Genomic DNA, 13,391 nt, shown 5'->3' on the forward strand with positions numbered 1-13,391 from the left:
TTAGAACCCGAGGCTGTCCAGCAAATCGTCCACCTGATCCTGGCTGGCGACTACGCCCGCCTTGGTGGTATCGAGTTGCGGGCCATTCAACAGGCTTTCATTCTCGCGTTTCGGACGGGATGCGGGTTCCGGCATGTTTTCCAGAAGCACCATCAGTAACTGACGTTCGATTTCCTGAATCACATCCATCATACGCTTGATGACCTGGCCCGTAAGGTCCTGGAAATCCTGCGCCATCATAATGTCCAACAGCTGAGCATTGGTGAAGCTGGTATGATCCGGCACTTCACCCAGATACTGACGCGTATCGGTCACCAGCTCACGCGCATCGGTCAGTTCGATTGGATTTTCGAACCACTCGTCCCAACGTTTGCTCAGCGACTTTGCGCCTTTTTCCATCGCATCCTGGTGGGGTTGCGACGCTTCAACGCTGTTCAGCGCGCGCTCTGCTGCCTGCGCGGTCATCTGAACCACGTAGTCCAGACGATCGCGTGCATCAGGAATCGCTTCGGCGGCTTCGGCAATAGCCTGATCCAGGCCTAGTTCGCGTAAGCTGTCACGCAGCATGCGCGTCAGGCTACCAATGCGAACAATTATGTCGTTGGGCGAAAGCGCGTCAACGGGTTTAATAGAAGATTGCATCATCACCAGCACCTCACATGCCGAGTTTCTCGAAGATCTTGCCGAGTTTCTCTTCCAGGGTCGCAGCAGTAAATGGTTTAACCACATAACCGCTCGCGCCCGCCTGTGCTGCCGCAATAATGTTTTCTTTCTTGGCTTCTGCTGTCACCATCAGAACCGGGAGAGAAGACATATTGCCGTCAGCGCGAATTGTTTTCAGCAGTTCCAGACCATCCATGTTAGGCATGTTCCAGTCAGAAATAACAAAATCAAAGCCACCGGCTTGCAGTTTGTTCAGCGCATCGACACCGTCTTCTGCTTCTTCAACGTTATTAAAACCCAGCTCTTTCAGCAGATTGCGTACGATGCGACGCATGGTGGAAAAGTCATCCACAACCAAAAATCTGAGCTCTTTGTCCGCCATAAAACTACACTCCTCGTTAAATACGTATTGCCTGTCCGGCACTGATTTTCGCCAGCATTTGCTGGCTTACCTGGCTAAGATCGACCACTTCGCTCACGCCACCCATATTGATGGCCTCGCGCGGCATGCCGAACACCACACAACTTGCTTCATTCTGCGCAATCGTCCATGCGCCAGCCTTATGCATCGCTAGCATTCCGGCCGCACCATCGTTGCCCATTCCCGTCAGGATAACCCCAACGGCATTGCGCCCCGCATGTTTCGCCACCGAATGAAACAGCACATCCACTGACGGACGATGCCGGTTAACCGGCGGTCCGTCATGAATTTTGATCTGGTAGTTAGCGCCACTGCGCGCCAGCTCCATATGTTTGTCACCCGGCGCAATATAAGCATGACCCGGCAGAACACGTTCGCCGTCTTCCGCTTCTTTTACGCTAATCTGACACAGCTTATTCAGACGCTCCGCGAACGAACGGGTAAAGCCTGGTGGCATATGTTGGGTAATAAGAATACCCGGACTTGAGAGCGGCAATGGCTGGAGTACATGGCGAATTGCCTCTGTTCCTCCGGTTGACGCGCCAATCACCAGCAACTTTTCCGAGCTCAGCAGCGGCCCTGCTTTAATCGCCACGGGAGCCGAAACAGGCGTATGTGCCGTTAGTTTCGCCCGCGAGGCGGTACGAATCTTCTCAGCGATCATTTCGCTGTACGCTAACATCCCTTCACGAATGCCAAGCTGCGGTTTAGTGACGAAATCTATCGCCCCCAACTCCAGCGCACGCAGGGTAATTTCTGAACCTTTCCCCGTCAGAGAAGACACCATCACCACGGGCATTGGGCGCAGACGCATTAATTTTTCAAGAAAATCAATGCCGTCCATACGCGGCATTTCCACATCCAGCGTGAGTACGTCGGGGTTGAATTTTTTAATTAAATCACGCGCCACCAGAGGATCGGGGGCAGTGGCCACCATCTCCATATCGCTGTGACTGTTGATAATCTCCGTCATAATCTGGCGCATCAGCGCGGAATCATCGACAGATAAAACCCTGATTTTACTCATGCTTTTTCCTTACTCAGCGCATAAACCGTTTGTCCACGCAGGCTAAATTCGCGGGCAAGGTTGCTGAAGTTCTCCGAATGCCCTGCAAACAACAAGCCATCCGGCTTAAGCAGCGGGGCGAAACGGCGCAAAATGTCCTGCTGCGTCGTTTTGTCAAAATAAATCATTACGTTACGACAAAAAATAGCGTCAAACGGACCCGGCACGTTGTACTGCTTATCCAGCAGGTTTACCGAGGCAAATTCGACACAATTCGCCAGCTCCTGACGCACACGAACCAGCCCTTCATGGGGCCCGGTCCCGCGCATGAAATAGCGCTGTAACTGTTGAGGTGACAGCGTTTTCAGCTCTTCAAGGCGATACACACCGTTGCGTGCTTTTTCCAGCACTTCAGTATCGATATCGCTGGCATAGACTTTCCAGCGTCCAGGCGCCATTCCCAACGTATCAGCGAGCGTAATCGCCAGTGAATACGGTTCTTCACCTGTAGACGCGGCGGCACTCCAGACACGATACTCACCGCCACGTTTACGCGCGTGCTCCGCAAGCACCGGGAAATGGTGACCTTCGCGGAAGAATGCCGTCAGGTTGGTGGTCAGCGAGTTAATGAATGCCTGCCACTCTGCACTGTTCTGGTTGGCCTCCAGCATGCTCAAGTAACGACCAAAGTCATCAAGCTCAAGGGTACGTAAGCGCCTGACCAGTCGGTTGTAGACCATGTCTCGCTTATGATCGGCGAGCACAATCCCAGCACGCTGGTAAATCAACTGACAGATCCGACGGAAATGCGCGTCGGACAGCGCGAGGCGCTGTGTCATTTGCAACAATAATGACGATTGGCCCGAGGGCTGTGGTGTTGTCATGGCGCCTTCTTAATCACTTTCAGGTTACAACGGGCACGGTCTGCGACCGTCCGGCTTCGGCTACTTTTTCGACTTGCTCTTTCACGTTAAATACCGCAACCAGACTTGTCAGATGATCGGCCTGATTTGCGAGCTGGTCGGTAGCGGCGGCCGCTTCTTCTACAAGCGAAGCGTTCTGTTGCGTTACCTGATCCATTTGCGTCACCGCCAGAGCGACCTGCTCAATCCCACGGCGTTGTTCGTCAGAGGCGGATGCTATTTCGCCCATGATATCGTTCACTCGCGTGACCGAGGTGACGATTTCCGTCATGGTGTGCGCGGCGGTATCGACGAGTTCAGAACCTTGCTGAACGCGAGTAACTGACTCTTCGATTAACACTTTTATCTCTTTCGCCGCGTTCGCGCTGCGGCTGGCCAGATTACGTACTTCACCGGCGACCACGGCAAAGCCACGGCCCTGCTCACCGGCGCGCGCGGCTTCGACAGCAGCGTTCAGTGCCAGAATATTGGTCTGAAACGCAATGCCATCGATCACGCTAATTATGTCGCCAATTTTCTGCGAACTGGTGGCGATGTCCTGCATGGTGGTCGCAACATGCGAAGCCTGATCGCCACCTTTTTTGGCGGTTTGCGCTGCTTGCTTCGCCAGGTCCGACGCCTGGCGGGCGTTATCGGCGTTCTGACTTACCGTCGCCGTCAACTCTTCCATGCTGGCTGCCGTTTGCGCCAGCGATGCCGCCTGCTGTTCAGTGCGCGAGGATAAATCGTTATTCCCCGCTGCAATTTCTGAAATACCGGTGTGCATCGCATAACTGCCCTGACGCACATCGGTAACGGTTTCACGCAGTGAACCTTGCATGGCCTTGAGGCTGGCAAAAATGGCCGAAATTTCGTTCTTGCCATACACCGAAACCGGACGCGCCAGGTTGCCTTTCGCGATGCTGTCAAAATGGCTGCTGATAATCGCCAGCGGCAGCACGATCATTCGGCGCGACCAGAGCAACGACGCGCCTGTCAACAGTGCCGCCAGCACCACCATCGTGGCAAAAATCACGCCCGACATGTGATAGCTGGTCTGGCTGTCTCCGCTGGCTTTGGCCACGAACTGATTAATATCCTGCTGCCAGGCGTTAAAGCTTTTATCAAATGCGGCCTGGGAATCCTGCACCGGTGCGGTCAGGAAATCCGACAGCTGATTGTTCTCAAGCCAGGTCGCCTGATGCTCCAGATCGCTGTGCCACTGCGCATAATCCTTCTGCATTTGCGCTGTCAGCGCTTTCCCTTTTTCACTGACCGCTTCCTGCTCGCCAAACGCTTTAAATTGCGCTTGCGCCTGCTTCAGGCTGTCGCGTGCGGTGGTCATCAGCGCCTTAATGTCATCCGGCGGATAGCTCAGGGCGGTTAATGTGCCCGCTTTGTTCAGCGCAGTGCTGGCCTGCAAAAGCACCGCGCGCGTTTGTGCGAGCGTGGAGCGTTGCTGATTACTCGTCTCAACTTCCTGTAAGTTCTGATAGCCATCGCGAAAAGCCCAAAAAGACAACCCGTTACTGCCAACCTGCAACACACCGCAAAGGATCAGAATTAAAAACAGTGTGGTCGAGATACGAATACGATTTAACATCCACGCTCCCATCAAGCGGCAATCTGCCGCAGTTAAATTTCAGTCAAAATGTTTCCCAGTTTTCTTCTTTTCCATGGGCTGTCGCACGGGTGTTTTTCACCACAGCGGCAGACGTCGTCCCGGCAAAAACTGCACGCGACGTATCCGTATTGACAGGCGTAGAGGTAAGGCGGAACGCCGAGACGGCCATCTTCAGACGGCTCGCCTGATCTTCCAGCGCAGCGGCCGCCGCAGCGGACTCCTGCACCAGCGCGGCGTTTTGTTGTGTAACGCGATCCATTTCTTGTACGGCCAGAGCGACCTGATCGATCCCCCGGCTTTGTTCGTCAGATGCCGAGGCAATTTCGCCCATGATGTCCGTCACGCGGGTCACCGCGTTTACGATGTCCGTCATCGTTTCACCGGCGCTCTCAACCAGCACTGAACCGGTATTAACGCGTGAAACGGAGTCATCAATCAGGGTTTTAATTTCTTTGGCCGCATTTGCGCTGCGGCTCGCAAGGTTACGCACTTCACCCGCAACGACGGCAAACCCACGACCTTGTTCACCTGCGCGCGCGGCTTCAACTGCGGCGTTCAGTGCCAGGATATTGGTCTGGAAGGCAATCCCATCGATCACGCTGATGATATCGGCGATTTTTTTCGAACTGCCGGTGATTTCCTGCATGGTTTTCACCACACCATCCACCACTTTCCCGCCGTGTAGCGCCGTTTCTGAGGCTCTTTCAGCCAACTGGGACGCCTGACGGGCGTTATCGGCGTTTTGCTTCACGGTGGCGGTCAGCTGTTCCATGCTGGCGGCCGTCTCTTCCAGCGCGGAGGCTTGCTCTTCAGTACGCGAGGAGAGGTCGTTGTTACCCATCGCGATTTCGCTGGTACCGGTGTAAATCGCATCTGACCCCTGACGCACATTGGCCACGGTGTCCGTGAGTGAGCGCTGCATGTGATCCACGCTGCTCGCCAGTTCAGTGATTTCGTTACGCCCGGAAATCGTCAGCTTTTTGGTGAGATCGCCACTGGCGATTTCACGAATATGGCCGATAACGTTCCCTAACGGATTCAGCAGAATATGACGAATGCCGTACCAGACGCCCACCAGCACAATCACTAACGCCAATGCCAGAACCGCCATCTGCCATTTGGCAAAGCGGTAATCGTCACGGGTTTCTGTGAGCGCCGTAAGATATTGCTGGCTGCTGGCGGTGTCGTATTCTTTGAGTGCTGCCCCCAGTGCATTTTGCATTCCCTGGGTCGGTTGGGCGAAATACGCATCCGTATTACCGCTCTCGAGGAACTGAATCAGTTCCGTCAGCCCTGCCGCGTAGTTAGTATATTTTTCATCAATGTTAAGACTCACCTGCTCCATTGCAGGCTGAGGCGTAATTTGTTTGAAGGCGTCGTAATGTTTCGCCGCATCCGCCAGCGTGGCACGTGCATTTTTCAACAGGTCTGTTTTAGCCGTGCTCTGTTGATTATTGGGGTCCATCATCATACGGGCGGAGGAGCGGCTCAGGTTGATGCGCGTTTGCAGCATCAGATCCCAGGCCGAAGTGAGTTCACGCTGCTGCAAACGCAGATCGTTTGAAGCCGTGTAGCTCTCCTGATTTTGTTTCAAAGATGAGAAAAATAGCCCACCGGAAATAAGCTGCAAAAGTGCGAAAATGACCAGCACCATCATCAGCATTGTGACTACGCGGATACGGTTCAACATACAACACCTTCTCTAAGTTTTATTAACGGTGTTATCGGCACGGGTAGCAGGAACTTTACATTTGCGAAAGGGAAAAGCGTGAGCTTAGAACATGACGTCAACGATCAGGGTGTCGTTATAGGTTCCGGCGGGGGGAGTGGCCTGGTTGGTGAGAACTTTCGCGGTGTAGTTATACGTGCGTAAAAGCCCGTCAGTACTGACTTGCGACGAGGCTGCGCTGGCCCAACGTTCCGTCCCGCTTCCCCCCCAGCGGTTGTTTGTTGCGCCTTTGTAAATATCGTAACTCATGAAGTTATTTCCGCTCGCCATTCTGCGCACGCTATTGAGGGAATTGGCACCATTGTTAATGCCAATCGTGTATACACTGCCTTTGGTGCAGGTCACAGATACGGCCTGGGAAATGGTCGGGAAATTTTGCACCAGCGGTGCACTGTTGAAATTGACGTTTGGCGTGGTCATCGCGCTACAGTCATTGGTCACATTCATATTGAGCGTGATGCTGGTCGTCGCCGTCCCGGTTTGCGGCGTCAGGCAAACCCCTACCAGGCCGACCGAACAGACGTTGTAGTTGATACTAAACGTTAAGATCACCTGATATGGCCCCGCCGTGACGTTTTGTCCAGGAACGGTGCGGAAATAGAGCGGTATATTGTACTGTTTTGCACCCAACAGGCTGAGCAGCGTGCTGCCGCTCCAGGTATAGGCTTTTGCGATTTGCACTTCAGTGCTGCCCGAACACCCCGTCAAACCGCATAACCGCGTCGGAATCACATCCGTGATGGCCGCATTATCCGTACGCTTCATGGTGGCGCGGCTGTTTGCCGACACGGTTGCCGAGGTGTAATTCAGCGTCACCGAATCGTTGGTCAATAAATTCAGTACCGCATCGCAGCTCACTACCAGCGTGCCCGTCGTTTCGACCTCTCCCGCTCCGCTAAGAGCAAACGAGGTGACACTCCCAAACGACGCGTTGACGGTACTCACGTTACATACCGCCCAACTGACGCCCGATGTCATCAGCAGCAGGAGTAAGAGCAACAGGCGTTTCATGGTCCCACCCGACAGGTCAGCGGTCCGAAGGTTTGCAATTTATGTTCAGGATTCGCGCCAACCGTTAGCGTGGCATGACAGCGCTTGCCCCCCTGCATAATCACCTCCAGCGGGTTCACATTATTCAAATTTTCAAGCCAGGCGATGCCGTCATACCCGACCACCGCCGCACTGCGAGACGCGCGTCTCACCTGACTCCCGACCGGAATAGCGACCCCATCCACATCATGAAGAATCACGCTGGCCACCCGCTCTTGCTCCATCGGGAAATCCACCAGAAAACCGCTGTTACGACGGAGAGCGACACGGCGCTCGGTCTCTTTTAGCCGCGTATCTGCCGGCAAATTCAGCGTGTTGATGCTGTAGCTCGCCGGATAATAGGCCGAGACACCGCTGATCAGCAGATAACCGTTATTGTTTGTCTTACCGACAGGCTGATTTTCGTAATTCACGGGCACATCGGGATGCCCATCGGTGCTGATCACCACAAATGCGTCGTTGATTTTGTTTGCGGCGAACAGTTCGCCATCCATCAGCACAATCGAGCCCATCGCTTCGCCCCACCAGGTCATTCGGTCCTGCTCGCCGTACCCGCCGCCCTGCAGCTCGATATTGTTATTACGCCAGCCCAGCGAGGCCTGCTGATAGTTACGCGACTGGGATTGGTTCGCCCACGCCATATTCCAGCTCAACCCGCCATCCGTCGGCATGGAGTGGTTGTAGTTCACGCGCTGCGTGCTGCCCGAATCAGGCGTATTTTCGAACGTTACGGCGGCACTGTCGCGCTCACCAATCGGGATTTGTAGGGACATGGCAACCGTCCAGTCACCACGCTGCTGATCGCGGCTGGCCGCCAGATAGATGCTGCTACTGCCCCACAAATTACGGCTCCACGACAGGTTCAGAAGCTCGGTTTTTTGGCTGTCAAAACTCTCAACGCCAATCCACGCCGCGCCGATATTACCGAAATCGCCCAGATTAAAGGTCAGCGAATATTGGTCGGTATTCCGACTCAGGCTGGCAATGGGTTGTTTTTTTTCATCGTAAAGCGTGGGTTGATCGTAAAGCGCCAGATTGCCGTATCCCCGATCGCGGCGTGAATGCTGAGTAGCAAGGCTGAATTCGCTGGTGCTGTACTGATAACCCCAGCTGGTTTGCCCGCCTTCTTCCCCGCGCAGGCGACTGTGTGTGTAAGAGGAGTTGATCACCCCATAGCGCCCGAGTTTGACGATGGCCCCTGCACCACCTAATGCCAGCTCTTCGGCCCCTTCTCCGTGCCCCTCAAGCGTCAGCCAGTCGGTCAGACCATAGCGATACGATCCGCTGCCCGCTGCGGGGCCGTAATCAAAATTCTTAATGCCATAATTGCGTCGCAGGCTCCCCAGAGTCACGGCACCGTCACTCAGTCCCTGCTTTAACAGTTCGCTGGTAACGTAAAATGGCATGGTGGTACTCACCTGACGCCCCAGCGCATCGGTGGTGATCAGCACGGCATCGCCGGCACCGTTGATATACGGCAGATTGGTGAGCGTGAAAGGACCGGGCTGTAATTGTGTTGATCCGGAGCGATAGCCGTTGATGAACAGATCGACCGACGTCGGCACGGCGGCTTCACCCGAAAACTCGGGCAGCGGCCAGGTCACCAGATCCGGGCGCAGCGAGAAGTCACGTCCATAGCTGATGCCGCCCATACGCACGCTGCTGCTCCAGCTGACGGCATCACTGATGACATCCCCGGCGGTCCAGGTGGTGGCGTCCTCTTCGTTGGTCACCATCAGGGTAGTGTCATACCGCACGTAGCCCTCTTCCTGACCCTTGTTGCCGGTAAACGTTTTGCGGGTATAGCCCGTTGAAGAGAGTGACCCGTTTTCGTTGAAATAGCGGAATTCATGCCACAGTGACGCCTGGCCGCCAAGGTGTTCCGTATGATTGGTGTAGAGATCGTAATTGAGCAACGCGCCGCGGCCAAACTGGGGTTTGCTCTGCCTGGGTTGGCCGCCGAATGGCGTCACGCGCGCTGAAACCCACTCACGCGGCACGGTGAGCAGCAGGCGTTGCGCGGCACTGTCATACTCCACGCGCACGTTAGCCAGCTGCGAGAGATTCACCTCCCCTGTCGGCACCTGCTCAGGCGGCAGACCGGCGCGCAGCAGATCGGCACTGGAGATAAAAAAGGTGCCATTACGCTGCGTGACAGGCACCACTAGCCCCGTGTCGTAGTGGTTTATCACCACCGAAAGCTGGAAAATGGCGTCGTTGTTCATCGTCTGCGCATCTGGCGGGGGCGGTAAACTGTCGTCGCCCGGTGTAGCCCAGGCGCTCGTCGACACACACAGCAGGATGATCATCGTCCGTTTCAGTTGACCGGCGCAGACTGCCATTGCGTATCTCTGGCATTAATTTGCGCACTGAGTTGGTGAGGTCGCTGTAACCCGGACGGCAGCGGCCAGCTGCGGGTGCTGTGCGGTAGCACGTAGCCCAATAACCCGTCGGCGACGGTGCGCTTCTGCCCTCCTTCCTGCATCGTCACGTGGCTAATCCTGACGTGAGTATCCCCCTGATTTTGCACCTGCACCGCAGGTTTTCCTCCCTCCTGGATGATCCGCCAGCTCAGGTTATTCGGGTCAACCAGCGCATGATGCGCCCCTTCCTTAATGGTCGGAATACCCTGGCCATATACGAACAACGGAATGGAATAACGCATTTGGATTTTCAGGCCAATCTCGGGCTGGGATTTGTCATTTGGCTGGGGAATTTCATCGACAATAATGCGGTAGGCTTGCTCGACACCCATCGGGACCGTGTTTTGTTTGATAAGACGAATGAGCTGCTTGCCCTCTTTGCCAATGGTGACAATCGGCGGGCTGGCAACCACATCCTGCTGCGCCGTGTAGCGCTCATACCCGTTTTCCTGCTTCCATCGCACGATGCGTACCTGCATAGTGGTGGCAGTGTTACCCTGATTCTGGATCCATAATTCCGTGGCTTTGGTGTCGGCAGACAACCACGGGTCAATTGGCCAGAGCAGAATCGTCGCCGCTGCGTGCGTCTTGCCCGTCAGTGCCGCAAAAATCACCCCTAAACTCAGTACGCCATAGCGTAAATAAGATGCCTTCATCAACCTTCTCCCTGTTTCACCAGGACAGCGTCACGGTGAGTTGATCTGAATAAGTACCTGCGGGACTGAATCCCGTCAAAAGCGCCACACCAAAGAGCGGCAGCGCAATATTGTTGCTGTTGGTATAGGTCACCGGAACGGCCTGATTGAGACCAATTTCACTGTTGGCCGCCAGCGAACTGCTGCTGTAAAGCCGATATGCCACCACGTCAGTTCCACCGGCACGCTGCATTCGACGTACTGACGCGTAATGCTGCCCACCATCAATGCTCATACTCAGCGAAACACCCGGCGTACAGGCAATAGATAACGATCCGTTGGGGACAAAACTGGTGCTCACCTGACCGGTCGCCACGCCTGAGCGCGTGCCAAAATTCAGCGTTCCTAGTACTCCACCGGTTCCTGCCGTCACCGAGCATCCCGGCGTGATGGTCGCGGCAACCAGGAACGACTGCGTGGTGACAGCTTGCGCGAACGGAGTGCACAAAAGGCACACCGTCAGGGCAAAAAAAACATGCAGTTTTCCCTCTGCGAAGGGTCGCAGATCTGGAATCACTTCCGTCATTTCCGGCGCTTGAGCTAGTAGGTCACGCTAACGTTAATGGTGTCGGTATACGTGCCCGGTACGACGGTAACGCTGTTGCCGCCCCCCGTAATTCGTCCATACAAGGTGTAACTGTCGATGCCCCCTGCCGTTGATGCCACAGGAATAGGCGCGTTGTTCGCGATAATATTATTGAATCCGCTGTCGCTGAAGAGGCTGTAAGCCACGCCCTGAGCGGTATTGGCGGTGTTTACCAGATACCGCGCTGGCGTGCCAGGCGTGCCGACGACAGTGCCCGGTGCCGTGGAGTTGGTATTGCCGGTGATCGCGACCGTATAACTGGCCGTTGTACATTGGATCGTAAAGGTGTTCCCGCCGCTGGCCCCGGCGAGCTGGGTCGTTAGGGTCGAAAATGTGGCGGGATGTGTGCCAAAGTCCAGACTACCGAAGTTAATGCCGTTTTGTGTCGGCGAGCCGTTGATCAGGCAACCATTGGTCAATGTTAACGTTGCACCAATGGTCCCGCTGCTGGTGACTGCCCCGGCATTTTGCGCCGCCAGGGCCAATAATCCACCCGTACATATCAGAAGGAGTTTACTTTTCATTTACTGCCCTCCAGAAAATGCTGCCTTCGCTTTTCGTATTTTATTGATAACACTCAATCTGTTAGCACCGCTTAACATTCCTGATGAGCAGTTATTGAGAATTTAGTTTACGGATGAGGCTTCAACCACCTACCTATTTTTATCTACGACGAATGCCTGATTTACGGTTTATTTCACGATAAAACAATGTGTTATATTTGTTATCGACCGGTTAAATCCTCTGAATTTAAAGATATATTCATTATTCTGTGACCGGCATCACAATATATCGATCTCGAAAGAGCAACTAAAATAATAAATCTTAAAAAATAGTTGTATGCAGTGTCGCTTTACTTCAATTTATGTGATGAATATTTAGATGCGCTGAAATTAAAAAATTATATGACTCAGCGTGCGACAAACACTTCATTGCATAACAGAGGGTCTTTTTTCGTGGCAAGTGCAAACAAACTCACGCTCTTCATCGTGATTTTCATGCTGGCGGGTATTCTTTCAGGGGCAGCGATTCATGAGTACGCATCGGCCAGCGCCATCGCGGCCTGGGCGGATAACATCACACTCCTCACCGATATTTTTCTCCGTCTGATTAAAATGGTTATCGCGCCTCTGGTGTTCAGCACCCTGACCGTGGGGATCATGAGACTCGGCGAAACCTCAACCATTGGGCGCGTTGGCGGCAAAGCGATGGTGTGGTTTATCAGTTCCTCCGTGCTCTCCATTCTGGTGGGCTTATTCATTGTTACGCTCGAACAGCCGGGCAGCGGCCTGAATCTGGCGATCCCCGTTGAGTCTGTCGATACGGGGCTGGCTGTCAGCGGGATGTCGCTAAAAGCGTTCCTGTCGCACACCATCCCTACCAGCATTGCCGGTGCGATGGCCAATAACGAAATCCTGCAAATTGTCGTGTTTTCGATGTTCTTCGGGATTGGTGGTGCGTCCCTGGGCGAGAAATTTAACGCCCCGCTTGTTGCCGCACTCGATGTGGTTTCCCATATCATGCTGAAAGTCACGGGCTATGTGATGTACGTTGCGCCGCTGGCCATTTTCGCCGCCATTTCATCGGTCATCGCCACGCAGGGTCTGGGGATTCTCCTGAACTACGCGTCGTTCATTGGCGGGTATTATGTTGCCATTCTCCTCACCTGCCTGGTGCTGCTGGCGGTGGGATATATGGTGCTGAAGAAAGAGGTTTTCCGCCTGGTCAGCATGCTGAAAGATCCGGTGCTGGTGGCGTTTACCACCAGCAGCTCTGAGGCGGCTTATCCAAAAACGCTGGAACAGCTCACGCGCTTCGGCTGCTCGCGCAATATCGTCTCGTTTGTTCTGCCGATCGGATATTCCTTTAATCTGGTAGGCTCAATGGTGTATTGCTCGTTTGCGTCGATGTTTATCGCTCAGGCGTACAATATTCAGCTGAGTTTCGCTGAAGTCACCGTTCTGATGCTGACCCTGATGCTGGCGTCAAAAGGCATTGCCGGCGTTCCGCGTTCTGCGCTGGTGGTGTTGGCCGCCACCATCCCGAGTTTCCATATTCCGGTTGCCGGGATTTTACTACTGATGGGAATCGATCACTTCCTGGATATGGGTCGTTCGGCGATTAATGTGCTGGGGAATGGGATTGCGACTGCGATGCTGGCGCAAAATGAGGGGTTGCTGGAGGAGGCGCCGGAGCTTTTGGAGCAGGAAGCGTAATCTGGCGATTTGCCCCAGTATTCATAGGTATCCTATGGGATAACAGTGGAAAACTCCGTTCACTCACCTTTCTCAG

Annotated in this window: 12 protein-coding genes; 1 reads left to right on the forward strand and 11 read right to left on the reverse strand. The window is 54.3% G+C overall.

Annotated features, from left to right (window positions below; translation table 11 throughout):
* The 11 genes from cheZ to ACKI5T_RS21170 all read right to left on the reverse strand — a co-directional run bounded on the left by cheZ (position 1) and on the right by ACKI5T_RS21170 (position 11,623).
* The gene (gene cheZ / locus ACKI5T_RS21120) at positions 1-645 is read right to left on the reverse strand and encodes a protein phosphatase CheZ (RefSeq protein WP_015959454.1); all 645 of its coding nucleotides are present in this window, start codon (positions 643-645) and stop codon (positions 1-3) included.
* 10 nt (positions 646-655) lie between these two features.
* Positions 656-1,045 carry a chemotaxis response regulator CheY gene (cheY, locus tag ACKI5T_RS21125; protein WP_015959455.1) on the reverse strand — a complete coding sequence of 130 codons (390 nt, stop codon included), beginning with the start codon at positions 1,043-1,045 and terminating at the stop codon, positions 656-658.
* Positions 1,046-1,061: 16 nt separating this feature from the next.
* A complete protein-coding gene (locus tag ACKI5T_RS21130; protein WP_015959456.1) occupies positions 1,062-2,111 on the reverse strand; it encodes a chemotaxis response regulator protein-glutamate methylesterase in 1,050 nt (349 codons plus the stop codon).
* A complete protein-coding gene (cheR, locus tag ACKI5T_RS21135) occupies positions 2,108-2,974 on the reverse strand; it encodes a protein-glutamate O-methyltransferase CheR (RefSeq protein WP_015959457.1) in 867 nt (288 codons plus the stop codon). The genes ACKI5T_RS21130 and cheR overlap by 4 nt, the downstream gene beginning before the upstream one ends.
* 19 nt (positions 2,975-2,993) lie before the next feature.
* Positions 2,994-4,595: a methyl-accepting chemotaxis protein IV gene (tap, locus tag ACKI5T_RS21140; RefSeq protein ID WP_407439986.1), complete on the reverse strand. Its 1,602-nt coding sequence runs from the start codon at positions 4,593-4,595 to the stop codon at positions 2,994-2,996.
* A 43-nt stretch (positions 4,596-4,638) separates the two neighbouring features.
* Positions 4,639-6,306, reverse strand: a complete 1,668-nt coding sequence (gene tar / locus ACKI5T_RS21145) for a methyl-accepting chemotaxis protein II (protein ID WP_407439987.1) — start codon at positions 6,304-6,306, stop codon at positions 4,639-4,641.
* 84 nt (positions 6,307-6,390) lie between these two features.
* On the reverse strand, positions 6,391-7,356 hold the full coding sequence (locus tag ACKI5T_RS21150) for a spore coat U domain-containing protein (RefSeq protein ID WP_407439989.1): 966 nt from the start codon (positions 7,354-7,356) through the stop codon (positions 6,391-6,393).
* Complete coding sequence (locus ACKI5T_RS21155; RefSeq protein WP_407439990.1) at positions 7,353-9,737, reverse strand: fimbria/pilus outer membrane usher protein; 2,385 nt, start codon at positions 9,735-9,737, stop codon at positions 7,353-7,355. Before ACKI5T_RS21155 ends, ACKI5T_RS21150 begins: the two co-directional genes overlap by 4 nt.
* Positions 9,713-10,474 (reverse strand): molecular chaperone, encoded by a 762-nt coding sequence (locus ACKI5T_RS21160; protein ID WP_407439992.1) that lies wholly within the window; start codon positions 10,472-10,474, stop codon positions 9,713-9,715. The genes ACKI5T_RS21155 and ACKI5T_RS21160 overlap by 25 nt, the downstream gene beginning before the upstream one ends.
* Before the next feature lie 16 nt (positions 10,475-10,490).
* Positions 10,491-11,039: a spore coat U domain-containing protein gene (locus ACKI5T_RS21165; protein ID WP_407439993.1), complete on the reverse strand. Its 549-nt coding sequence runs from the start codon at positions 11,037-11,039 to the stop codon at positions 10,491-10,493.
* A gap of 14 nt (positions 11,040-11,053) precedes the next feature.
* On the reverse strand, positions 11,054-11,623 hold the full coding sequence (locus ACKI5T_RS21170) for a spore coat U domain-containing protein (RefSeq protein ID WP_407439995.1): 570 nt from the start codon (positions 11,621-11,623) through the stop codon (positions 11,054-11,056).
* Positions 11,624-12,055: 432 nt separating this feature from the next.
* Between ACKI5T_RS21170 and ACKI5T_RS21175 the strand changes: the two genes are divergently transcribed.
* On the forward strand, positions 12,056-13,315 hold the full coding sequence (locus tag ACKI5T_RS21175) for a dicarboxylate/amino acid:cation symporter (RefSeq protein ID WP_407439996.1): 1,260 nt from the start codon (positions 12,056-12,058) through the stop codon (positions 13,313-13,315).
* The last annotated feature ends 76 nt before the right edge of the window (positions 13,316-13,391 follow it).

This window comes from Lelliottia sp. (assembly GCF_045627565.1).
Lineage (GTDB): Bacteria > Pseudomonadota > Gammaproteobacteria > Enterobacterales > Enterobacteriaceae > Enterobacter.